The sequence below is a fragment of the Bradyrhizobium diazoefficiens USDA 110 genome, from assembly GCF_000011365.1.
In the GTDB taxonomy this organism is placed as follows: Bacteria; Pseudomonadota; Alphaproteobacteria; order Rhizobiales; family Xanthobacteraceae; genus Bradyrhizobium; species Bradyrhizobium diazoefficiens.
The window spans coordinates 2,617,020-2,637,989 of the sequence record NC_004463.1; the positions used below are offsets into that span (position 1 = coordinate 2,617,020).

Genomic DNA, 20,970 nt, shown 5'->3' on the forward strand with positions numbered 1-20,970 from the left:
TTCCGAACGATCGGAGAATTCTGCCGCATGAGCGCTGCTACCCAACGAGCCGGATGGAGCCGCCTGCCGCTACGCGCGGCGGCGTTTGTCGTGCTGACCTGCGCGACCATCCTCGGCGTCAGCGCCTGGCGTGAATGGGCCGCTCGCGACGCGGTGCTCAAGGGCGCCGAGACCGAGATGGCGAACGTTGCGCGCTCGCTGACGCAGCATGCCGAGGACAGCCTCGATCTGCTCGATTCCGGCGTCGTCGGCGTCGTCAGCCGGCTGGAGATGGACGGCACCGACCCTGCCACGATCGCCAAGCTCAGAAACCTCATGGAGGTGCGCAAGAAGGCGACGGAGCGCGTGCACGGCTTCGCCATCATCGACGACCATGGCAACTGGCTGACCTCGCCCGGCACGATCGGCTCGACGCTCAGCGACGACGCGTTCTTCCGCCATCACCAGCTCTCCCCGAAACGAGAGGCCCATCTCGGCCGTCCCGTGAAGAGCCTGCTCGATGGCGAATGGGTCCTCACCCTGTCGCGCCGCTTCAACAAGCCGGACGGCAGCTTTGGCGGCGTGGTGCTCGCGACCATCAGCTCCGGATATCTGTCGCATTTCTACGAGCAGTTCGAGATCGGCCGCAACAGCTCCGTGGCGCTGACGCATGGCGACGGCCTGATCGTCGCGCGCTACCCGAGCAACGAGAAATTCGTCGGACGCAGCGTCGCCGACAAGCCGCTGTTCCGCAACCCGAGCCTGCAACGGCCGAGCGGCGCCTATCACTTCAAGTCGCCGCTGGACGGCGCCGAACGCGTCAGCTTCTTCAAGCGCTCTGGCCGCTATCCGTTCTTCCTGCTCGCGACCGTCGACAAGGACCAACTGCTGGCGCCCTGGCGCGCCGCCGCGATTTCCCGCATGCTGTATGTGCTCGCGCTGGTCATGTTGATCGCGATCATCGGCGCGGTGCTGGTGCGGCAGTTGCAGCGGGGCCAGCGCATGGCGGCGGCCCTGGTCGAGAAGGAAGCACATTTCCGCCTGCTCGCAGAAGGCTCCAGCGACATGGTGACCCGTATCGGGCTCGACGAGCGGCTGCGCTATGTCTCTCCCTCGTCGGTCCGCGTCGTCGGCTGGCGGGCCAGCCAGCTGATCGGAACGCCCGCGCTCGCGGGCGTTCAAGCGGACGACCTGCCGCAGGTCCAGGCCCTCGTCGATGCCATGAAGCGCGGCGAGAAGGACGAGGTGCGCGTCACCTATCGCAACTCGCACCGGAAGAAGGGCGAAGTCTGGCTCGAATCGACCATGCGGGTGACACGCAAGGACAACGGCAGCGTCGACGGCGTGGTCGCGATCTCGCGCGACATCACCGAGCAGAAGACGCTGGAAACCAGGCTCGAGACGCTCGCGACTGAGGACAGCCTCACCGGGCTTGCCAACCGCCGCTGCTTCGACGACCGTCTGAACGACGAATGGGCGCGTGCCTATCGCGACCGCTCCAGCCTCGCCCTGCTCATGATCGACGTCGATCATTTCAAGGCCTACAACGACGAATATGGCCATCCCGCGGGCGACGCCTGCCTGCGCGTGGTCGCAAAGATCCTCGCGGCCGAGATGCACCGCGCCGGCGATCTGGCTGCGCGCTACGGCGGCGAGGAATTCGCCATGCTGCTCCCCAATACCGATGCGGCCGGCTGCGCCCGGATCGGCGAGCGGATCCGCGAGGCCATTCACCAGGCAGGCCTCGTCCACGCCTCGAGCCCGATTTCGGCATCTGTGACCGTCTCGCTTGGCGGCGCGACCTGCCGGCCGTCGTTCGAGCGCACCGCAGGGTCCGCTTCGCTGGTGGAGGCCGCCGACCGCGCGCTCTACGCCGCCAAGGATATGGGCCGTGACCGGCTGATGATGTCGGGCGAGGTCATGAACCTGCTGCCCAAAGCGTCCGGTCAGTAAAGGCCGTCCGGCAGCAATATCGCTCAATAATGCGGCGGGCGCTCGTTGGCGGGGCCCGGCGCATTCGTCTCGGCCTCCTGCAGCCGCTCACTGAGCTGCGCGATCTGCCGCGTCAGCGCGTCGATCTGCTTCCACTGCGCGGTGATGGTCTGGTTCAGCGTCTCGATCGTGTCGTCCTGGTAGGCGAGGCGTGTCTCCAGCGTGTCGATGCGCTCGCTCAGCGTCTTGATCTCATTGGTCACGTGTTGCGTCCTTGTCCCGTTCCCGCAGTCCGTGGCCGAGCGCGACGCGCTCGTCGAACACGAAGCATTCGCCGCGCCAGCGGCTCTGCGCTTCCGGCACTTCTTCCAGATATTTCAGGATGCCGCCCTTGAGGTGATAGACCTCGGCAAAGCCGCGCGCGAGCAGGTGCGCGCTCGCCTTCTCGCAGCGGATGCCTCCGGTGCAGAACATCGCGATCCTGCGGTGTTTTGCCGGATCGAGCCGTTCCGCGGCAAAGTCCTTAAACTGGCCAAAGCTCTTGATACCGGGATCGACCGCGCCCTCGAACGTGCCCATCGCCACTTCGAAGGCGTTGCGGGTGTCCAGCACCAGCGTGTCCGGCGCCGCGATCAGCGCGTTCCAGGCGGCGGCATCGACATAGGTGCCGACCTGCCGGGTCGGATCGGCAGCCGCGTCCCCGAGCGTGACGATCTCCTTCTTCAGCCGCACCTTGAGCCGGCCGAACGGCATCGCCTCGGCGGTCGAGAATTTCAGCTCGAGGTTGTCGAGCCGGCCGCCGAACATGGTCCCGTGTGCGAGCTCATGGGCGAAGGCGTCGATGGCGTCAGGCGCGCCGGCGATCGTGCCGTTGATGCCCTCCTGCGCCAGCAGCACGCTGCCCTTCAGCGCCAGACCAGCGCAGAACGCGCGCAGCGGCTCGCGCAGCTCGCGGTAATCGGGCAGGGCGGCGAACTGGTAGAAGGCGGCGACCTTGGTGACCGAATTATCGTCAGACATGGGGCTCGTTTAGCAGGCGGCCGGCGCCCAGAAAACCCGCATGGCCGGAGCTTGCAAAAGGTCTATACGCCCAGCGGATGGCAGCCATTTCCCTGGCATGCCAGCATTGCCCCGGCGGGCCGGAATGTGTCATGTAAGCCCGGTTTTTCCGAGAGGGCGCGCCGTGCGCGTGCACGGCCCAAGAGAGCAAGAATTCGCATGAGAAACTTCCATTTCCCCGGCAGGTCCACGGTTCACGCCACCAACGCGATGGTGGCGACCTCGCATCCGCAGGCCTCGCTGGCCGCGATCGAGGTGCTGCGCGAGGGCGGCACGGCAGTGGACGCGGCTGTGGCCGGCTCGGCCGTGCTCGGCGTGATCGAGCCGCAATCGACCGGCATCGGCGGCGACTGCTTCGCGCTGATCCAGCCGCGCGGTGAAGGCAAGATCATCGCCTATAACGGCTCCGGCCGGGCACCGAAGGCGGCGAATGCCCACTGGTATCTCGAGCGCAAGATCACGTCCGTGCCGCTGACCTCGGCGCACGCGGTCTCGATCCCCGGCGTGATCGACGCCTTCGCGACCGTGCTGCGCGATCACGGCAAGTTCGGCTTCGACCGCCTGCTCCAGCCCGCGATCAAGGCGGCCGAGGAAGGCTACGTCGTCGCCCCCCGCATCGCGTTCGACTGGAAGAACCAGTTCGAGAAGCTGAAGGGCGGCACCAACACCGTGCGTTACCTGTTGCCGGGCGGCAAGCCGCCGGTGGCCGGCGACATCATCCGCCAGGCCGAGCTCGGCAAGACGCTGCGCGCGATCGCCAAGGACGGCCGCGACGCCTTCTACAAGGGCGCGATCGCGGAAGACATGGTCGAGACCCTGCGCGGCATCGGCGGCCTGCACACGCTCGACGATTTCGCCGCGCATACCACCGAAGTGACGACGCCGATCGGCACCATGTACAAGGGCTACGACGTCTGGCAGTGCCCGCCGAACGGCCCGGGCGTCACAGCGCTTTTGATGCTCAACATCCTGTCGCGCTTCGACCTGACCAAGTATGCGCCCGTCAGCGTCGAGCGCTTCCATCTCGAGGCTGAAGCCGCGCGCATCGCCTACATGAACCGCGAGATGCATGTCGCCTCGCCCGACCACATGAAGATCAACGTCGCAGAGATGCTCGAAAAGGGCTTTGCCGACGAGTACATCAGCAAGATCCGCATGGACGGCATGCTCGACCTGCCGAACGTCGCGCCGCCGATGAACCCCTCGACCATCTACATCACGGTGGTGGACAAGGACCGCAACGTCTGCTCGTTCATCAATTCGGTCGCGCATTCCTTCGGCTCGGCGATCGTCTCGAACAAGACCGGCGTGCTGCTCCAGAACCGCGCCGGTGGCTTCCGCATCCAGCCGGGCCATCCGAACTGCATCGAGGGCGGCAAGCGCCCGCTCCACACGATCATGCCGGGCCTGCTCACCAAGGGCGGCCGTTCCACGATGCCGTTTGCGGTGATGGGCGGCCAGTACCAGCCGACCGGCCAGACCCATCTGTTGACCAACATCCTCGACTATGGCTGCGACGTGCAGGAGGCGATCGACATGCCGCGCGGCCTGCACTACGAGGGCCAGTACCAGCTCGAGGACAGCGTGCCGGCCGACATCGTCGAGGGCCTGAAGAAGCTCGGCCACAAGACCACCAGCGTGGTCGGCCCGCTTGGCGGCGCCCAGGCGATCTGGATCGACTGGGACAAGGGCACGCTCACCGGCGGTTCCGATCCGCGCAAGGACGGCTGCGCGCTCGGGTATTGATCGAGGGCCAGAGCTGCAACGTTACGGCTGGAAACTGCACCCTCGTTGCGCTAGACACCTCCCGCCTCAAACGGAAGGTGTCTTATGCAGCGTTTCCAGCGCGTGCTCCTCGCCATCATGTCGGCACTCGCGATCACCGTGATCGCCGGCGTGTCCGATTTCGTTTCCACCACGGCCTCGGCCCAGACCGCAGGAAAGACCATGACCACAGCTTCAGGCTTGCAAATCATCGACACCGCCGTCGGCACCGGCGCCTCGCCGCAGCCCGGCCAGATCTGCGTGATGCACTATACCGGTTGGCTTTATGAAAACGGCCAGAAGGGCAAGAAATTCGACTCCTCGGTCGATCGCAAGGAGCCGTTCGAGTTTCCGATCGGCAAGGGCCGCGTGATCGCCGGCTGGGACGAGGGCGTCGCCTCGATGAAGGTCGGTGGCAAGCGCACGCTGATCATCCCGCCGCAGCTCGGCTATGGCGCGCGCGGCGCCGGCGGCGTGATCCCGCCGAACGCGACGCTGATGTTCGACGTGGAATTGCTCGCGGTGAAGTGACGGCGCAGCGTCATTCCGGGATGGTCCGCAGGACCAGGCCCGGAATCTCGAGATTCCGGGTTCGCTTCGCGCCCCGGAATGACGGTGCGAATGGACAAAACAAAAAGACCGGCCTTGCGGCCGGTCTTTTCGTTTGCAGCTCTGCGCGCGTCACTCTGCCGCGCGCCTCGCCGCAGCCGCGGCGCGATCGATCGCTTCCTTCGCGGCGTCCTTGGCATCGCCCATGGCCTGCTGGCCCTTGCCCTTTACCTCCTGGACCACGCCTTCGCCCTTCAGGCGGTCGGAACCGGTTGCCTCGCCGATGCCCTGCTTGGCCTTGCCGATCGCCTCGTTGGCGTTGCCTTTGATCTTGTCGGTCGTGCTACCCATGAAACTCTCCTTCCAGTTCTATCGCGGGGACAACACGGGACGACTACGAGCGTTCCTTTTTTGGTATGGCTTGATGCCGCGGCTTTGGTTAGTTTGCCGCGCACGGAACCAACAGAAAGCAAGATCATGACGGGCCATGACCACACGCATTCCCACCATGCACACGATCATGACGATCGCTGGAAACATGACGGCGTGCGCGTCATTCCCGGCAACCAGCTCGATACCAACGTGCCGTCGACGGCCGGCATGGACCGCGCGGCCGCCATCAACTTTGCACGCGTCGGCGCGCAGAAATTGTGGGCGGGCACGGTCAGCATCAAGCCCGACGCCAAGACCGGTGCACATCACCACGGCCATCTCGAAAGCGTCATCTATGTGGTGAAGGGCAAGGCGCGGATGCGCTGGGGCGAGAGCCTGCAATTCACCGCGGAGGCCGGCCCCGGCGATTTCATCTTCGTTCCGCCCTACGTGCCGCACCAGGAGATCAACGCCAGCCCCGACGAGGTGCTGGAATGCGTGCTGGTGCGCAGCGACGGCGAGGCGGTGGCGATCAATCTCGATATCGAGCCGGTCGAGAAGCCGGAGACCGTGCTGTGGATCGATCCGGTGCACCGGGACCCGAACGAGAAGAAGTAAGGCCGGCCCGGGCCTGCCGGTTCTGTGCGACAGAACTACGGCAGACGGGCCTGAAAAAAATATCCGGAAGCCGTGTCGGATGGCCGTCTGCCTGTCCGTCCTTGGGCAGAACCCCGCCCAAGGAGCTTCCGATGCCCAAGATGATCTTCGTCAACCTGCCGGTGACCGACCTCAAGCGCGCCACGGCCTTTTACGAGGCGGTCGGCGCGGTTAGGAACCCGCAGTTCTGCGACGATACGGCGAGCTGCATGGTCTTCTCCGAGACCATTTTCGCGATGCTCCTGACCCACGACAAATTCCGCCAGTTCACACCCAAGCCGATCGCGGATGCGAAGACCTCGAACCAGGTGCTGCTCTGCCTGTCGGCCGACAGCCGCGACGAAGTCGACGCCATCGTCGGCAAGGCCGAGGTCGCGGGCGGGGTGGCCGATCCCAGCCCGAAGGATGAGTACAGCTTCATGTACGGCCGCAGCTTCGAGGATCCGGATGGCCATATGTGGGGTGTGAATTGGATGGACCTCGCGGCATTCGCCGCGCAGTCCGAGATGGCGAACGCCTGATCGAAAATCTGAGAGCATTGAAAACCTGAAGAGGAGCGTTCTCCATGTCCAAGCTCGTGCCCTGCATGTGGTTCAACGGCGATGCCGAGGAAGCCGCGAAGTTCTACGTCTCGCTCGTTCCGAATTCGGAGATCACGCACGTCCAGCGCAACGTTTCGGACGGCCCATCCGGCAAGACAGGCTCCGTGCTCGTCGTCGAGTTCACGGTGGCCGGGCAGCCCCTGGTCGCGCTCAACGGCGGCATGAAGATGGAGTACACCCACGCGATCTCGCTGATGATCCATTGCGACGACCAGGCCCAGGTCGACAGCGTCTGGAACGCCTTCATCGCCCATGGCGGCAAGGAAGAGCAGTGCGGCTGGCTCAGGGATCGCTGGGGCGTGGCCTGGCAGGTCGTGCCGAAGGTGATGTTCGAATTCCTTACGAGCCCCGACAAGGCCGCGGCCGCGCGCGCGATGCAGGCTATGATGAAGATGGTGAAGCTCGACGTCGCCGTGTTGCGTCAGGCGTTCGAGGGCAAGTCGGCGGCGTGACGGCGGCACAGGTGCCGTAGGGTGGGCAAAGGCGCTATTGCGCCGTGCCCACCATCTGTCCCCAGTTGAGAGAGGAGTGGTGGGCACGCTTGCGCTTTGCCCACCCTACGAGACCGGGGCTGCGCGTACCAAGCCGCCGCTAATAATTAATCCTTAGCCCCACGCCGCCGTGGATGGTGTTCCCCACCGGCTGCGGACCCAGCGTGCCGTTCGCAAACAAGTCCACGATCCAGCCCTTCTGCACGCGGAAGCCGAGGCGGCCGCCATATTCGAACCAGCCCTGGTTGCCCATGGTCGGCACCACCATGCCGTCGCCGGTCACGGTGGCGACGATGCCGCTATGGCTGGCGAACGACTGCACCCAGCCGCCGTTGATGTTGGCCTCGATGTTGCTGCCGAAGAGATGCGTCCACTGGCCGCCGATCTTGACCAGGCTGGTGCGGTCGGTGCCGGTCGCGATCGTGGCGTCGAACGGATTGAACGCCACGGCGCTGTCCGAATAACCGGACACGCGCTGCCAGAGCTGCCAGACCTCGATTGAGGCGGCGACCTCGTCGCGCGGCGAGATGCGGCTCATCCAGCCGGCGCGGCCGTAGACGGCGTAGTTGGAGGCGTTGGTGGAGCTCGTGACGCTCACCGGGCCGAGGCTGGTGTTGTAGCTGCGGGTGTAGCGCGCCTTCTCCCACGGCGTCAGGATCGTGCCGATGTCGAAGAACGGGCGCGACGAGCCCCAATCGGTGAAATCATAGCGCAGCGCGAAGGCGCCGATCGGTGCGCTGGTGATGTTGTAGCCACCCTCGCTGTATTGCGTGTAGGCGATGCCGGCGAGCAGCGACAGATTGTTGGTCAGCTCCTTGCGGCCGTGGATGCCGGCCGAGAACGAGCCGGCCGAGCCGAACGCGCTGATGCAGTCGCTGCAATTGACCTGCTCGTTGACGCCGAGCAGCACCGTGCCGAGCACCCGGTTGGTGATCATCTGGTTGAAGCGCTGGTTGGCGAGACCGCCGATCGAGTTGCCGCTGGAGTCAGCGCCGGTCGGCGTCGGGCTCGGCGCGGGATACGGACTCGGCGACGGATACGGGCTCGGTGACGGATACGGGCTCGGGGACGGCGCCGGCGAGGGCGAATATGTCGGTGACGGGGTGGGCGTCGGTTCGCCGCACTCGGACTCGCAGGCCGCCTGCGCAGCCGCTGGACGGGCATCGAACGCGACGAGCGCAAACGCAGCCATTGCGGTCAGCACGCCGGCGAGAATGAAGCGCCTCAGGTGGAGTTTCGCCATCGTCACCGTCCGCACAGCATGCCGTCGTCATGGACGGCGGGCGTGATGGTCGGCGAGGCGTTGGCATATTGGTTGACCGAGCATAGCCCGGCATTCGCGGCGCAGGTCGCGGCAAAGGTCCAGGGCGGCGTGTTGGTCTTGGTGATGCTGACCTTGCCGCCCGTCGAAGTGATGACCGCGGTATCGCCGGGCTGGGTGAGCTGCACGCACTGGAAGCTCGTCGTGCAGACGCTGGCCGCGCCGTCCTGAAGCACGACGACGGACCGGCCGCGCTGGGACAGGATGTCGAGCGTGGTGCCGCGCACGCCGATGGTCGCGAGCGGCGTCGTGATCTTGTAGGCGGTCTTCTCGGAATGTCCGGTGACGAAGCGGAATGCGCCTGTCGTCATGCGGATCGCGACGTCGCGATAGCTGTGCTCGTCGTTGAAGACGGTGCGGTCGAGCTTCAGCGTGGCGCTGGGACCGAGCGACAGATTGGTGCTGTCGGCCATGACGAAGCGCGCCGCGCTGTCGGCGCCGGTGCGCACGGTCTCGTCGCGCAGCATGCTGTCTCCGACGCTGATCGGCGTCGTGGTCGCGGCGACGCGCACCACCTCGTTCTGGATCACGACGGCTTCGCCGACGCGCGTCTGCGCCTGCGCGCAAGGCGCCGCGCACACTACGGCCGACAACAGAGAGAGGAAAAGCCAGAAACGCAAATTCATTTCGCAACCGATCGATGTGTCCCTGATCGTACCGGATCGCGCGCGCTTGCGATGTGGCGAAATTATCACAAGCGGCGCGGGACATGCGCTATGCTTAGTGACAGTTGCGGCAGAATGCGTTCAATGAAAAGCGTCATCCATAGTTTTCTCCGCGGTGAAGCAGATTTGCCACGCAAAACATCCCCACAAAAGCCGCTTGAATTGCCTGCGGTTCCGAAGATGTCGCGGAGCGCAGTGATTGCTGTCGCAATTTTCCTGATGGCGCATCTGGCGCTGCTGATCGGTCTTACCGCGCCGGAGAAGTTCGTTTTCGACGAGGTGCATTACGTCCCGGCGGCGCGGCAGATGCTTGCGCCGGTGATGTCGCAGCCGATGCTCAATCCGATGCATCCGCCGCTGGCCAAGGAGCTGATCGCCGCGTCGATTGCGACGTTCGGCGATAACGCGCTCGGCTGGCGCTATCCGGCGACCTTGTTTGGCGCGCTTGCGATCGTCGCGATCTATCTGTGCGGCCTCGCGCTGTTTGCCGCGCAAGGGCCCGCGATCGCCGCGGCGCTGATCGCGGCCTTCAACCAGATGCTCTACGTGCAGGCGCGCATCGCGATGCTCGACATCTTCGCGCTCGGCTTCGGACTGCTCGCGACCGCCGCCTTCATGCATGGCTTTCGCAGGGAACGGCCGCATGCGCTGTTCGCGCTCGCGGGCGGCCTGTTCGGCTGTGCTGCGGCCTGCAAATGGAGCGGCCTGTTTCCGCTCGGCATCTGCATCGTCATCGTCGCGGTGATCCGCCTGATGCAGGGCTGGCGCACGCTGTTCGCCGACGCAAGGCCGGACGATTGGTATCGGCCCGACCTCTGGCCCGACTTCAGGGCGCCGCATGTCGCGCTCTGCTTCGCGGTGCTGCCGGCGATGACATATCTTGCCGCTTTCATTCCGCTCTATGGATTGTCGCTGCCCGATCTGATCGAGGGGCAGCGCCGGATCTTTGCCGACAACACCACCACTGCGATCGCCGGCCACACCTACATGAGCTCGTGGCCATCCTGGCCGCTGCTCGCCCGCCCGGTGTGGTTCCTGTTCGACAAGACGGCGGAGGACAGCGTGTCGGCTATCGTCTTCCTCGGCAACCCGCTGGTGCTGTGGCCGGCGCTGGCCGCGCTCGCGATCGTGCTGCGCGACGTCGTCGTCGCGCGCCGCTGGGACGCGTTCCTGATCGCGGCGTTCTATTTCGGCCCGTGGCTCGCCTGGGCGCTGCTGCCGCGCACGCTGGGTTTCATCTACTATTATCTGCCGGCCGCGACCGCGGCGTCGCTTGCGCTGGTCTATGTGCTGCGCCGGAACGGCCTGCCGCGCTGGCTGCTGTGGGCCTATGTCGGCCTCGCCGCGATCGGATTTGCGATCATGCTGCCGATCTCCGCAGCCTTCATCGGAACGTCGATGCAGGGCTTCAACCGGCTGATGCTGTTCCAGAGCTGGATCTAGTGCCCGCTCGCGTGCATAGGCCCGGTAGAATTCTCTTGCCTGAATCAATCAGCGCGTGTGGACTGGCCGCGATCTTCGGAATCGGAGAGGCGGCAGGTGGGAACGGCGGAGCGCATCGCCAGACCGGATCAATCCAACGCCGACTGGCTGCGCGCCGTCGTCGATACCGCGGTCGACGGCGTGATCCTGATCGACGCCCGCGGAACCATCCTGATGTTCAATCCGGCCTGCGAAGGCCTGTTCGGCTATTCCGCGGACGAGGTGATAGGCCGGAACGTCAAGGTCTTGATGCCGCCGTCCTACCGCGACGCTCATGACGGATACCTGCACAATTATCACACGACCGGCGACCGCAAGATCATCGGTATCGGCCGCGAGGTGGTGGGTCAGCGCAAGGACGGCTCGACCTTCCTGATGCATCTCTCGGTCGGTGAGACCAAGCGGGCCGGGGAAGAGTCGATCTTCGTCGGCATCATTCACGACCTCACCGGGCGCGAGCGGGTGGAGCGGGAGCTGCGCGAGAGCGCGGCACGGCTGCGCGCGGTCGTCGATACCGCCGTCGATGGCGTAATCCTGATCGATTCCGACGGCATCATCCTGAAGTTCAATCCGGCCTGCGAGAGCCTCTTCAAATATCACGCCGACGAGGTCCTCGGAGAGAACGTTCGGATGTTGATGCCGGAGCCCTACCGCTCATGATGGTTATATTCGCAATTTCGTCGCCACCGGCGAGAAGAAGATCATCGGCATCGGCCGCGAGGTGGTGGGCCGGCGCAAGGACGGCTCGACCTTCCCGATGGATCTTTCGGTCGGCGAGGCCAAGCAGGACGGCTCGTCCATCTTCGTCGGCATGATCCATGACCTGACTGATCGCAAGCGTACCGAGGCCCAGCTGATGCAGGCGCAGAAGATGGAGGCGGGGTCGGGCAGCTCTCCGGCGGCATCGCTCACGATTTCAACAATCTCCTCACCGTGATCGTCGGCAACGCCGAACATCTGGCCGAGCAGTTGGTGGCGCGAGGGGATTTGAAGCGGCTTGCCGACGACATCTGTAGCGCCGGCGAGCGCGGCGCGGAGCTGACGCAGCGCCTGCTCGCCTTCAGCCGCAAGCAGCTGCTGCGGCCGGTGGAGACCGAATGCAGCAAGCTCGTCGAGTCCATGCACAAGCTGCTGCGACGGACCCTTCGCGAGGATATCGAGATCTCCACGAATTTCGATCCCGCGCTGCGGCAGGCCTTCGCCGATCCGGTGCAGCTCGAATCGGCGATCCTCAACCTCGCGCTCAACGCTCAGGACGCGATGGTATCAGGCGGGCGCCTGACCATCTCGACGGCGAACGCATCGCTCGATGTGGGCGATCACAACACGCATCCCGACGTCGGGCCGGGCGAGTATATCGTGATCGCCGTGACCGACACCGGTTCCGGCATGCCGAGGCGGGTGCTGGAGCGGGCGTTCGAGCCCTTCTTCACCACCAAGGAGGTCGGCAAGGGCAGTGGGCTCGGGCTCAGCATGGTCTACGGCTTCGTCAAGCAATCCAACGGCCATGTCACGATCTACAGCGAACCGGGCCTGGGGACGACCGTGCGGATCTATCTTCCGGCCGTGCTGGCGAAGACGCAGAGCGCGCCGCTGGCGGTCGAGAAGGACGTGGTGCAGAGCGGCTCCGAAACCGTGCTGGTGGTCGAGGACGATCCGTTCGTCCGCTCCTATGCGGTGATGAGCCTGGAGAGCCTGGGCTACAGGGTGATCTCCGCGGTCGACGGAAGGAGGCGCTCCAGACGCTCGCCGCAGCGCCGCACATCGACCTGCTGTTCACCGATGTCGTGATGCCCGGAGGCGTGAACGGCTGGGAGCTTGCAGGGCTCGCGCGCAAGGCAAGGCCCGAGATGCGCGTGCTGCTGACGTCGGGTTACGCCCTCGAAACACTGGCGGCGAACGGTCACGTCCGGCAGGGCGCCCCGATCCTTGAAAAGCCTTACCGCAAGGCGGAGCTTGCGCGCTTGGTGCGGGAGGCACTCGCCGCAGCGGTGCCGGTCTGAGCCGGGGTCCGCCTGCCGCGCGGGCGGCGGGCGGTGGGTCGGCACTACAGCGCGATGAGATTGAAATGAATCGTCATCGCGCTGTAGTTCATTGTCTGAGCATGGTCTTTTCGGAAAGCCGCTGCGCACTTTGCGCTAGCGCGGCCCTCCGGGTCCGGATCATGCTCTAGATCATTTCGACGCGGTCTTGGTGTCCATGTTGACGACCTGAACGCGGCGGTTGATCGGGTCGGCGCCGTTGGCGGTATCCTTCAGCTTGGTCTTGCCGTAGCCGACGGTGACGAGATCGGTGCCGTTGAGGCCGTAGTTCTGCACCAGGTACTTCTTGATGGTGTCGGCCCGACGTTCGGAGAGCCCTTGGTTGTACTCTTCGCCGCCGATCGCGTCGGTGTGTCCGGCGACCACGAAGGTCGAGCCCTTCAGCGCCGGGTCGGAGAGCGCCTTGCCGAGCGCCTGCACCGACGGCACCGACGTCTTGGCGATGTCGGCCGAGTTGTAGTCGAACTGGATCTCCAGATCGATCTTCGGCTTGGTCGCAGCCAACTCGGCGATCTGCTCGCGTTCGCCGGTCGAGAGCGACCGGGTCGAGCGGTTGCGCACGGTGTTCAGGAACGTCGCTTCCTTGGCCTGCACCGCCGGATCGGCCTGCGGACCGGCGGACAGACCGCGGGTCACCGGCTTCGGCTTCAACGCATCCAGGATCTTGTCGGAAGAGATGTTGTTGTCGCCGGCCAGTGCCAGGCCCGCCGTCATTGACAGCGCGGCCGTGAGCGTAATCGCCTTCAGTGCAAAAAACTTATCAAAACGGGTCATTGTGGTATCCTCGCTGTTACGCCTGATGACGATTTGATGCTGCGAGCATAGGGCAGGTTCAAAGCCCCCGATGTGATCCTGGTCACGGTGGCTGCAGGAGCCTGCGGGCTCATCCTAGCGCACTTTGCGCCGTTTCGGAGTGCGCGACCGGGCTGCTTTCCTTCCGGAGGGAAGGTCAGGCTCGGCAGGCCAGCAATTATCGTCGCGTCTTCTTTGAGGCCGGTTCGATCCTTCACGACCCAAACGTGATCTAAATCACATTTCTCTTCCGTGGAAGAGATCACACTGGGGGCGTCGGTGGTTCTTGATCTCTGGAGAAAGACCATGCGTTTCCTGATCGCGGCAGTGTCCTTCGCAGCCTTCGTCTTCAGCGGTAACGCGGCGTTCGCCGACAAGCGCGTTGCCTTCGTGGTCGGCAACGCCGCCTACAAGAATGTCCCACAGCTTCCAAACCCCGCGATCGACGCCAGGTCGATGGCACGGGTGCTGCGCAATGTCGGCTTCGACGTGGTCGAGGGCAGCAACCTCAGCCGCGACGCCATGACGGCGAAGCTGCTCGAGTTCGGCAAGAAGAGCGAAGGCGCCGATGTGGCGCTTTTCTTTTATGCCGGCCACGGCATCGCTGTGAACGGCACCAATTACCTGCTGCCTGTCGACGCCGACCTCAAATCCGAGATGGACGTCAAGCTGGGCGCTGCCATCAACGTCGATCTGACGCTGGAGCAGACCATGGCGGATGCCAAGGTGAAGCTGGTGTTCCTCGATGCCTGCCGCGACAATCCCTTCGCCGCAAAGATCCGCTCGGCCAGGGCGACGCGGTCGGTCAATGTCGCGAGCGGCCTTGCCGAGATGAAGTCGGGCGAGGGCACGCTGATCGCGTTCGCAACCGGCCCCGGCCAGACCGCGCTCGACGGCGAAGCCGGCACCAACAGCCCGTTCACCCGCGCGCTTCTCGCCAATATCGCCCAGCCCGGCATCGAGATCCAGCAAGCGATGACCAGGGTCCGGGCCCAGGTCAACGACGAGACCAACAAGGCGCAGCTGCCTTGGGGCCACACCAATCTCACCGGCACGGTCTATCTCAATCCGGCGGCCATGGCAGCGCCCGATGCCGCAGCGTCGGCATCCGTCGTCGCGCAGGCCGGCGAGGTCGAGCTCGAGTTCTGGCGCTCGATCAAGGACACCAACAAGGTCGAGGAGCTCAACGCCTACCTCACCAACTATCCGAACGGCACCTTCAAGCCGCTGGCGCTCGCCCGCATTGCCGCGCTCCAGGACGGCCCCTCGACGACGACGCGCAACCTCACTGCCGGCGTCGATCCCGCGACCTTCACGGATACGGCCGACCAGGTCTCCGAAGACCAGATCGGTCTCGACAAGAACCAGCGCCGCGACGTGCAGCGCCGCCTCACCGGCCTCGGTTTCGACGTCAGGGCGACCGGCAAGTTCGACGAGGAGACTCGCACCGTGATCAAGCGCTGGCAGGCGGCGCGCGGCTATCCCACGACCGGCTATCTCAACAAGCTTCAGCACAAGGCGATGCAGTCCGAGATCGTCTCTGCCCGCGTTACCGCCTCCGACGAGTCCGAGGACGAACTCGCCCGTCGCCGCGCGTCCGGTGGTGGCGGCCGCCGTGCTCACGGCGGTGGCGGTGGCATGGGCGGGCCGGGCGGCTTGTTCGGCCACATGATGGGCGGCCTGTTCCGGCGGTAGTTCGGCGAACGGCGATGCGTGAAGGCAGCTCGATCCCGGGCCGCTTCCGCTTTGGAAACCCTTGCACACCGATGGCCGCAAAGCCGTCTCCGCAGGGCCCGCTCGCGAACAAGAAATCGGCCAGATGCAAGCCTAGCAGAGTTCTTCGCCATCAACCGCAGACGAAGGGGAGCCGAGTTCCATCCAGTGCCGAGGCCGAGTGATTATCAGTCCTATCGCAGCGGCCCGCCGGATCGGTCTGTGTCCCTGAGCTCCATGCCCATCTATATCGGCGCGGCGATGATCGCGGTGGCGATCCTGCTGTCGACCCTGATCACGGGCCTGACCTCCCGCTATGTCGGCCTCGACGGGCCGAACGACGAGAACATGTGGCTGGTCGACCGTCTCACCGGCAACGTCTACCGCTGCCAGGCGGAGGGGCGCGGCAAGGCCTCGTGCGAGCCCGATATCGCCACCGGTAGCCTCAGCGATCGGCCCAGAGCGCCGAAAGACGGCCGTTGAGGCCCTTCGTCTTCGCAGCGCAGCAAGAAAATTGTCTTCGCCGCGAAACGTCCGCGCGAGAGAATACGTAATTGCGAAGGCCGGCATGACGCCGGTTTCGTTTTACGGAGGAGACTTTTCCATGAAGATGTTGCTCACGACCGCAGCTTTTGTCGCGTTCACTCTTTCGTTGTCTCCCGCCTCCGCCGCCATGATGGCGTGCACCGGCGAGAACATGATGAAATCGACGGCCATGATGATGGGCACCGCCGACACGCCGGCCAAGATGGCGGCCAACAAGGAAATGGCCATGGCCAACACCGACATGAGCAACGGCAAAATGAAGAGCGGCTGCATGCATTACATGAAGTCGCAGAAGGCCATGATGGCGAAGTAGGCCTCGTTCATGCCGAACGGCCGCGCTGTCAGCAGATGGCAGCGCGGCATTTTCTTTTGTTGCTCCTGGTCCGCTGCTTTCTCCCGGTGCGAATCCCGCTACATTGCTTCCTGCAATGTCACGCGCGCCCAAACCGATCCCACTCACCACGACACAGGCCCGGCAGATCTGGCTGCACGCCCAGCGGCTTGATGAGCGCACCCCGTTCGGCGAGGGTGCGCAGGCCGTTGCGGATGCGACCGCTCATCTCGGCTACGTGCAGATCGACACCATCAACGTCATCGAGCGCTGCCACCACCACATCCTGTTCAGCCGCATTCCGTCCTACCGCCGCGCCGATCTGCGCCAGGCCCAGAGCGTCGACAGGAGCGTGTTCGAATACTGGACCCATGCGCTATCCTACATCCCTTCGAACGATTTCCGCTTCTTCCTGCCGGCGATGCGCGAGCACCGGCGCGAAGGGCACAAATGGTTCGCCTCGGTGAAGCCGGCCGACACGCGCAAGGTGATGCGGCTGGTGCGCGCCGCGCCGCTGACGATCCGCGACATCGAGGACGACGTGCTCACCGAGAAGGAGCATCTGTGGCAGAGCCGCAAGCCCTCGAAGCGCGCGTTGCAGCTTGCCTTCTACACCGGCGCCGTGACCATCAGCGAGCGCCAGGGCATGCTCAAGACCTACGAGCTGATGACGCGCCATTTCGGCTGGGACAAGCTGCCGAAGCCGGCATCGGCAAAGGACATCACGGCCTATCTGCTCGATCGTGCGCTGCGGTCGCAGGGCGTGGTGAGTCTCGATTCGGTCTGCCATCTCGACGCGCCGAGCAAGAAGGCGGTCGCGCGCCTGATCGCCGCGCGCGTCCGTCGCGGCGAGCTCGTCCCTGTCGCGATCGACGGCGCCGGCAAGCAGGAGCATTGGGGGGCGCCCGCGGTGCTGGAGGCCGGCGGTGAGGGGCCATCGCCCGATCTCGTCCACATCCTCTCGCCGTTCGATCCCCTGATCATCCAGCGCAAACGCACCAGTCTCATTTTCGGCTACAACCATCTGTTCGAGGCCTATGTGCCGAAGGCCAAGCGCAAGCTCGGCTATTTCGCGCTTCCGGTGCTGGTCGGCGACGAGATCGTCGCCGCGCTCGATCTCAAGACCGACCGGCAGGCGAAGAAGCTCCTGATGCAGAAATGGACCTGGGTCGGGGAGGGGAGGAAGACCGCGGGGCGCAAGGAGCTCAAGCGTGTGATCGAGGAAGAGCTCGATCGCTTCGAGCGGTTTCAGCTGGCGGATTGAGCGAGGCTGCGCCTCTCAACGAGCCGATCGATCCAGACGCCGAACGCAATCCCAGCTGCGTAGGCGACCAGATTCCACAGCGAGAACATGCGTCCGAGCAGCAGCGCGCCGGCGGTGGTCAGCCGGAACGCATCGAGCCACGGCGTGTGCACCAGCCGGGAAAATTCGACGACCACCGCGATCGCCGCCGCGATGGCTGCAAGCTGCATCCGCGACAGCCTTGGCAGCAAAACCCCGACCAGCACGAACACCATCGTGGCCCACAACAGCGAGCCGCCATACTTCACGACGAAGGCGGGAAGGCCGAGCGGGAAGCCGTACCAGCGCAGGGACAGTCCGCAGGCGATCACGACCAGCGCCAGCCCGGCCCGGACCAGGGATGTCCGAAGCGGCGCTATGGGTTTGACCGGCTGCGCCCCATGCATTGCTTGCTCCATTGACTCTTTCGCGGCGATGCTCAAAACCCCGGATCAGCCCATAAAAGCAACAACCCCGGGGGGAAGCCATGAGCCAGACCACGACCTATGCCGGTTCCGCCGGCACAGCCAAGACGGAAATCGAGACCTCGACCATCCGCGCCATCTCCTGGCGCCTGATCCCGTTCCTGGTGCTGGCCTACTTCTTCTCCTATCTCGACCGCGTCAATCTCGGCTTCGCCGCGCTGACCATGAACGCGGAGCTGAAATTCACGCCGCTGATCTTCTCCTGGGGCGCCGGCATCTTCTTCATCGGCTATTTCATCTTCGAGGTGCCGAGCAATCTGGCGCTGGAGAAGTTCGGCGCCAGCCGCTGGATCGCCCGCATCATGGTGACCTGGGGCATCATCTCGGCGCTGATGGCGATGGTCAGCGGCGTGACGAGCTTCTACGTCCTGCGCTTCCTGCTCGGCGTCGCCGAAGCCGGGTTCTTCCCCGGCATCATCCTCTATCTCACCTATTGGTATCCGGCCGAATATCGTGCCCGCTTCCTCGCGGCCTTCGCCATCGCCGTCCCGGTGTCGACCGTGATCGGTGCGCCGGTCTCGGGCCTCTTGCTCGGGCTCGACGGCGTGATGGGGCTGAAGGGCTGGCAGTGGCTCTTCATCATCGAAGGCATCCCCTCGGTGCTGCTCGGCATCGTCACCTGGTTCTACCTCACCGACAGGCCGGAGAAGGCGGATTGGCTCTCGGCCGAGCAGAAGGCCTGGCTCAAGGCGAAGCTCGATTCCGAAATCGCCGCCAAGCAGGCGGTGAAGCATCTGTCGCTCGGCGAAGCGCTGTCCTCGCCGAAGGTGATCGCGCTCAGCCTGATCTATTTCGGCTTCGTCGGCGCGCTCTACGGCATGCAGTTCTGGCTGCCGCAGATCGTGAAAGCGTTCGGTCTCACCAATGCCCAAACCGGCTTCGTCACCGCGATCCCGTATTTGTTCGGCACCGTCGCGATGATCCTGTGGGCGCGGCATTCCGATGCGACGCGCGAGCGCGTGATGCATGTCGGCGCGCCGCTGCTGCTCACCGCGGTCGCGCTCGGCGTCTCCTCCTATCTCACCGACCCCACCCTGACGATGGTGGTGCTGACGGTGGCCGCGATCGGCGTGTTCTGCTGCTTCGGCGTGTTCTGGACGCTGCCGACCGCCTGGCTCTCCGGCACGGCCGCGGCCGGCGGCATCGCCCTGATCAACTCGATCGGCAACCTCGCCGGCTTCGGCGGGCCGTATTTGATCGGCTGGGTCAAGGAAGCCACCGGCCAGACCTCGACCGGACTGCTGGTGCTCGCGGTGCTGCCCCTGCTCGCCGGCATTTTGGTGTTTGTCGGCGGCCACGACAGCAAGCACGAGTTCGCCGGGCAGGGGCGGTAGAGCGCCACTCACGACTGTGTAGCCTGGATTGCGCTGCGCCCCATCCGGGCTGCGAGCTGTCTCCTCCAACGTCGCCCTGGCGAAAGCCAGGGCCCATACTCCGCGGCTCCTCTTGGGGCACGCGGGGAGACGGCCTCTTCCAGCAACCGAGTTCAGGGTAATGGGCCCTGGCTTTCGTCAGGGCGACAGGGATCACCGCCCCTTAACGATCACGCTTTCCTGATGACTGACGATTATTGACTTTTATCAGTGATTAGTCGACATTCCTCTCATTGCAGTCGCAGGAGTGTCCTCCGATGTTCGTCCGGTCTGTTTTATCCAGCTATTCCAAGCTCTTGGCGGGTGTGTCGCTGGCCCTGATGGCCGCTGCGCTGGCCGGGTGCAATGACACCGTCGCCGAGAAGGCCGAGCCTCCGCGGCCGGTCCTGGTCGCGACCGCGCATTATGATGCAGAGACGCCGGAGCGCAGCTTCGTCGGCACCGTCAGGCCCCGGATCGAGAGTGATCTCGGCTTCCGTGTCGCCGGCAAGGTCGCCAAGCGCCTCGTGGAGGTCGGCCAGACCGTCGAGATCGGCCAGCCGCTCGCCACCCTGGACGAGGTCGACCTGAAGCTCCAGGCCGAGCAGTCCGTGGCCGAGCAGACCGCGGCGACCGGCGTGCTGGCCCAGGCCGCCGCCGCCGAGCAGCGCGCCAAGGATCTGAAGGCCAAGGGCTGGACCACGGACGCGCAGATGGATTCGAGCCGCGCCGCCGCCGATGAGGCCCGCGCACGGTTGAACCGGGCCGAGCGCTCGGTCGAGCTGACCAAGAATTCCCTTTCCTACGCGACGCTCAACGCCGACGCCCGTGGCGTCGTCACCGCAACGCTGATCGAGCCCGGCCAGGTGGTTGCCGCAGGCCAGGCTTCGATCCGTGTTGCCCGCTTTGCCGAGAAGGAAGCGGTCGTCGCGATCCCTGAGACGCTGGTCGGACGTGCCAAGTCGGGCGCCGCCAGCGTCACTCTTTGGTCGGAGCCGGGCAAGAAATATACGGCCAAGCTGCGCGAGATCGCGCCCACCGCGGATACCGCCACGCGCACCTATCTCGCAAAGTTCTCGCTGCCCGAGGCCGACGACAAGGTTTCGCTCGGCATGACCGCGACGCTGACGCTGTCGGACGCCGCCACCGAGCGCGTCGCGCGGCTGCCGCTGTCGGCGCTGTTCAACGAAGGCGGCAAGCCCTCCTTCTACGTCGTCGACGACAACGGCGCGGTGACGCTGAAGCCGGTGGTGGTGAAGTCCTACGAGAGCAACGACGTCATCATCACCAGCGGTGTCGAAGAGGGCGCCAGGATCGTCGCTCTCGGCGTGCAGAAGCTCGATCCGGGCCAGAGGGTGCGGGTCGTCTCGTCACTGTCTTTCTAGGGGCGCCCCGAAGGGCGAACTCTATGGTGCGCAATTGCGCACCTGAGAATCTCGAGATTCCGGGTCTGGTCCTTCGGACCATCCCGGAATGACAAGAGAAGTCGAGTTTCGTCGTGTGAGGTGAGTTTCGGCCCAAGCGCAAATGCTGGGGCTGAAGCGGCGAAGCGAT

General features: G+C 65.0%; 22 protein-coding genes and 1 pseudogene. 16 read left to right on the forward strand and 7 right to left on the reverse strand.

From position 1 onward, the window contains the following. The first annotated feature begins 27 nt into the window (after positions 1–27). Positions 28–1,932: a sensor domain-containing diguanylate cyclase gene (locus BJA_RS11765; protein WP_011085188.1), complete on the forward strand. Its 1,905-nt coding sequence runs from the start codon at positions 28–30 to the stop codon at positions 1,930–1,932. Between the two features lie 23 nt (positions 1,933–1,955). Here the strand turns inward: BJA_RS11765 and BJA_RS11770 are convergent, their stop codons facing one another. Together BJA_RS11770 and BJA_RS11775 are read right to left on the reverse strand one after the other, a co-directional pair. Then, on the reverse strand, positions 1,956–2,174 hold the full coding sequence (locus BJA_RS11770; RefSeq protein WP_011085189.1) for a SlyX family protein: 219 nt from the start codon (positions 2,172–2,174) through the stop codon (positions 1,956–1,958). Next, positions 2,164–2,931, reverse strand: a complete 768-nt coding sequence (locus BJA_RS11775) for a rhodanese-related sulfurtransferase (RefSeq protein ID WP_011085190.1) — start codon at positions 2,929–2,931, stop codon at positions 2,164–2,166. The genes BJA_RS11770 and BJA_RS11775 overlap by 11 nt, the downstream gene beginning before the upstream one ends. Positions 2,932–3,129: 198 nt before the next feature. Here BJA_RS11775 and ggt point away from each other — a divergent pair, with 198 nt between their 5' ends. Then, positions 3,130–4,716: a gamma-glutamyltransferase gene (ggt, locus tag BJA_RS11780; RefSeq protein WP_038967378.1), complete on the forward strand. Its 1,587-nt coding sequence runs from the start codon at positions 3,130–3,132 to the stop codon at positions 4,714–4,716. A gap of 84 nt (positions 4,717–4,800) precedes the next feature. Then, positions 4,801–5,265 (forward strand): FKBP-type peptidyl-prolyl cis-trans isomerase, encoded by a 465-nt coding sequence (locus BJA_RS11785; RefSeq protein WP_011085192.1) that lies wholly within the window; start codon positions 4,801–4,803, stop codon positions 5,263–5,265. A gap of 150 nt (positions 5,266–5,415) precedes the next feature. Here BJA_RS11785 and BJA_RS11790 read toward each other — a convergent pair whose 3' ends face one another. Then, positions 5,416–5,634 carry a CsbD family protein gene (locus tag BJA_RS11790; protein WP_011085193.1) on the reverse strand — a complete coding sequence of 73 codons (219 nt, stop codon included), beginning with the start codon at positions 5,632–5,634 and terminating at the stop codon, positions 5,416–5,418. Between the two features lie 126 nt (positions 5,635–5,760). Between BJA_RS11790 and BJA_RS11795 the strand changes: the two genes are divergently transcribed. From BJA_RS11795 to BJA_RS11805, 3 genes are all read left to right on the forward strand, one after another. Further along, entirely contained in the window at positions 5,761–6,273 is a 513-nt protein-coding gene (locus BJA_RS11795) for a cupin domain-containing protein (RefSeq protein WP_011085194.1), read from the forward strand. 131 nt (positions 6,274–6,404) lie between these two features. Beyond that, positions 6,405–6,833, forward strand: a complete 429-nt coding sequence (locus tag BJA_RS11800; protein WP_028175078.1) for a VOC family protein — start codon at positions 6,405–6,407, stop codon at positions 6,831–6,833. A 44-nt stretch (positions 6,834–6,877) separates the two neighbouring features. Continuing rightward, positions 6,878–7,366 carry a VOC family protein gene (locus tag BJA_RS11805; protein ID WP_011085196.1) on the forward strand — a complete coding sequence of 163 codons (489 nt, stop codon included), beginning with the start codon at positions 6,878–6,880 and terminating at the stop codon, positions 7,364–7,366. Positions 7,367–7,505: 139 nt separating this feature from the next. Here the strand turns inward: BJA_RS11805 and BJA_RS11810 are convergent, their stop codons facing one another. Beyond that, positions 7,506–8,648 (reverse strand): hypothetical protein, encoded by a 1,143-nt coding sequence (locus BJA_RS11810; RefSeq protein ID WP_038967379.1) that lies wholly within the window; start codon positions 8,646–8,648, stop codon positions 7,506–7,508. A 2-nt stretch (positions 8,649–8,650) separates the two neighbouring features. Further along, positions 8,651–9,352: a FecR family protein gene (locus BJA_RS11815; RefSeq protein WP_038967380.1), complete on the reverse strand. Its 702-nt coding sequence runs from the start codon at positions 9,350–9,352 to the stop codon at positions 8,651–8,653. A gap of 51 nt (positions 9,353–9,403) precedes the next feature. Here BJA_RS11815 and BJA_RS11820 point away from each other — a divergent pair, with 51 nt between their 5' ends. The 4 genes and pseudogenes from BJA_RS11820 (at position 9,404) to BJA_RS43015 (ending at position 12,876) form a co-directional block, all read left to right on the forward strand. After that, the gene (locus BJA_RS11820) at positions 9,404–10,834 is read left to right on the forward strand and encodes a phospholipid carrier-dependent glycosyltransferase (protein WP_011085199.1); all 1,431 of its coding nucleotides are present in this window, start codon (positions 9,404–9,406) and stop codon (positions 10,832–10,834) included. A 180-nt stretch (positions 10,835–11,014) separates the two neighbouring features. Then, positions 11,015–11,810: pseudogene (locus tag BJA_RS43005) on the forward strand (PAS domain-containing protein). Next, a complete protein-coding gene (locus BJA_RS43010) occupies positions 11,807–12,664 on the forward strand; it encodes an ATP-binding protein (protein ID WP_011085202.1) in 858 nt (285 codons plus the stop codon). The pseudogene BJA_RS43005 and the gene BJA_RS43010 overlap by 4 nt, the downstream one beginning before the upstream one ends. After that, on the forward strand, positions 12,664–12,876 hold the full coding sequence (locus BJA_RS43015; protein ID WP_236842197.1) for a hypothetical protein: 213 nt from the start codon (positions 12,664–12,666) through the stop codon (positions 12,874–12,876). Before BJA_RS43010 ends, BJA_RS43015 begins: the two co-directional genes overlap by 1 nt. A 171-nt stretch (positions 12,877–13,047) precedes the next feature. Here BJA_RS43015 and BJA_RS11830 read toward each other — a convergent pair whose 3' ends face one another. Next, positions 13,048–13,689 (reverse strand): OmpA family protein, encoded by a 642-nt coding sequence (locus BJA_RS11830; protein ID WP_011085204.1) that lies wholly within the window; start codon positions 13,687–13,689, stop codon positions 13,048–13,050. A gap of 324 nt (positions 13,690–14,013) precedes the next feature. Here BJA_RS11830 and BJA_RS11835 point away from each other — a divergent pair, with 324 nt between their 5' ends. The 4 genes from BJA_RS11835 (at position 14,014) to BJA_RS11850 (ending at position 17,561) form a co-directional block, all read left to right on the forward strand. Further along, positions 14,014–15,402 (forward strand): caspase family protein, encoded by a 1,389-nt coding sequence (locus BJA_RS11835; protein WP_038967381.1) that lies wholly within the window; start codon positions 14,014–14,016, stop codon positions 15,400–15,402. Between the two features lie 255 nt (positions 15,403–15,657). Then, positions 15,658–15,903: a hypothetical protein gene (locus BJA_RS11840; protein ID WP_028175072.1), complete on the forward strand. Its 246-nt coding sequence runs from the start codon at positions 15,658–15,660 to the stop codon at positions 15,901–15,903. 121 nt (positions 15,904–16,024) lie between these two features. Continuing rightward, positions 16,025–16,279: a hypothetical protein gene (locus tag BJA_RS11845; RefSeq protein WP_038967382.1), complete on the forward strand. Its 255-nt coding sequence runs from the start codon at positions 16,025–16,027 to the stop codon at positions 16,277–16,279. A 115-nt stretch (positions 16,280–16,394) separates the two neighbouring features. Continuing rightward, positions 16,395–17,561 (forward strand): winged helix-turn-helix domain-containing protein, encoded by a 1,167-nt coding sequence (locus BJA_RS11850; protein ID WP_011085206.1) that lies wholly within the window; start codon positions 16,395–16,397, stop codon positions 17,559–17,561. Here the strand turns inward: BJA_RS11850 and BJA_RS11855 are convergent. Further along, entirely contained in the window at positions 17,546–17,986 is a 441-nt protein-coding gene (locus BJA_RS11855; protein WP_038967386.1) for a DUF2809 domain-containing protein, read from the reverse strand. The two genes, BJA_RS11850 and BJA_RS11855, sit on opposite strands and share 16 nt — an antisense overlap. A gap of 80 nt (positions 17,987–18,066) precedes the next feature. Here BJA_RS11855 and BJA_RS11860 point away from each other — a divergent pair, with 80 nt between their 5' ends. Together BJA_RS11860 and BJA_RS11865 are read left to right on the forward strand one after the other, a co-directional pair. Continuing rightward, entirely contained in the window at positions 18,067–19,398 is a 1,332-nt protein-coding gene (locus tag BJA_RS11860) for an MFS transporter (protein ID WP_011085208.1), read from the forward strand. Between the two features lie 296 nt (positions 19,399–19,694). Then, entirely contained in the window at positions 19,695–20,801 is a 1,107-nt protein-coding gene (locus BJA_RS11865) for an efflux RND transporter periplasmic adaptor subunit (RefSeq protein WP_011085209.1), read from the forward strand. Positions 20,802–20,970 lie beyond the last annotated feature (169 nt).

Excerpts from the sequence above, each read along its gene's own strand:
- BJA_RS11860 (WP_011085208.1), top strand. The coding sequence starts at position 18,067 with ATGAGCCAGACCACGACCTATGCCGGTTCCGCCGGCACAGCCAAGACG.
- BJA_RS11830 (WP_011085204.1), bottom strand. The coding sequence starts at position 13,689 with ATGACCCGTTTTGATAAGTTTTTTGCACTGAAGGCGATTACGCTCACG.
- BJA_RS11775 (WP_011085190.1), bottom strand. The coding sequence starts at position 2,931 with ATGTCTGACGATAATTCGGTCACCAAGGTCGCCGCCTTCTACCAGTTC.
- BJA_RS11835 (WP_038967381.1), top strand. The coding sequence starts at position 14,014 with ATGCGTTTCCTGATCGCGGCAGTGTCCTTCGCAGCCTTCGTCTTCAGC.
- BJA_RS43015 (WP_236842197.1), top strand. The coding sequence starts at position 12,664 with ATGCCCGGAGGCGTGAACGGCTGGGAGCTTGCAGGGCTCGCGCGCAAG.
- BJA_RS11845 (WP_038967382.1), top strand. The coding sequence starts at position 16,025 with ATGAAGATGTTGCTCACGACCGCAGCTTTTGTCGCGTTCACTCTTTCG.
- BJA_RS11790 (WP_011085193.1), bottom strand. The coding sequence starts at position 5,634 with ATGGGTAGCACGACCGACAAGATCAAAGGCAACGCCAACGAGGCGATC.
- BJA_RS11865 (WP_011085209.1), top strand. The coding sequence starts at position 19,695 with ATGTTCGTCCGGTCTGTTTTATCCAGCTATTCCAAGCTCTTGGCGGGT.
- ggt (WP_038967378.1), top strand. The coding sequence starts at position 3,130 with ATGAGAAACTTCCATTTCCCCGGCAGGTCCACGGTTCACGCCACCAAC.
- BJA_RS11785 (WP_011085192.1), top strand. The coding sequence starts at position 4,801 with ATGCAGCGTTTCCAGCGCGTGCTCCTCGCCATCATGTCGGCACTCGCG.
- BJA_RS11850 (WP_011085206.1), top strand. The coding sequence starts at position 16,395 with ATGTCACGCGCGCCCAAACCGATCCCACTCACCACGACACAGGCCCGG.
- BJA_RS11840 (WP_028175072.1), top strand. The coding sequence starts at position 15,658 with ATGCCCATCTATATCGGCGCGGCGATGATCGCGGTGGCGATCCTGCTG.
- BJA_RS11855 (WP_038967386.1), bottom strand. The coding sequence starts at position 17,986 with ATGCATGGGGCGCAGCCGGTCAAACCCATAGCGCCGCTTCGGACATCC.
- BJA_RS11805 (WP_011085196.1), top strand. The coding sequence starts at position 6,878 with ATGTCCAAGCTCGTGCCCTGCATGTGGTTCAACGGCGATGCCGAGGAA.
- BJA_RS11810 (WP_038967379.1), bottom strand. The coding sequence starts at position 8,648 with ATGGCGAAACTCCACCTGAGGCGCTTCATTCTCGCCGGCGTGCTGACC.
- BJA_RS11800 (WP_028175078.1), top strand. The coding sequence starts at position 6,405 with ATGCCCAAGATGATCTTCGTCAACCTGCCGGTGACCGACCTCAAGCGC.
- BJA_RS11795 (WP_011085194.1), top strand. The coding sequence starts at position 5,761 with ATGACGGGCCATGACCACACGCATTCCCACCATGCACACGATCATGAC.
- BJA_RS11765 (WP_011085188.1), top strand. The coding sequence starts at position 28 with ATGAGCGCTGCTACCCAACGAGCCGGATGGAGCCGCCTGCCGCTACGC.
- BJA_RS11820 (WP_011085199.1), top strand. The coding sequence starts at position 9,404 with ATGTGGCGAAATTATCACAAGCGGCGCGGGACATGCGCTATGCTTAGT.
- BJA_RS11815 (WP_038967380.1), bottom strand. The coding sequence starts at position 9,352 with ATGAATTTGCGTTTCTGGCTTTTCCTCTCTCTGTTGTCGGCCGTAGTG.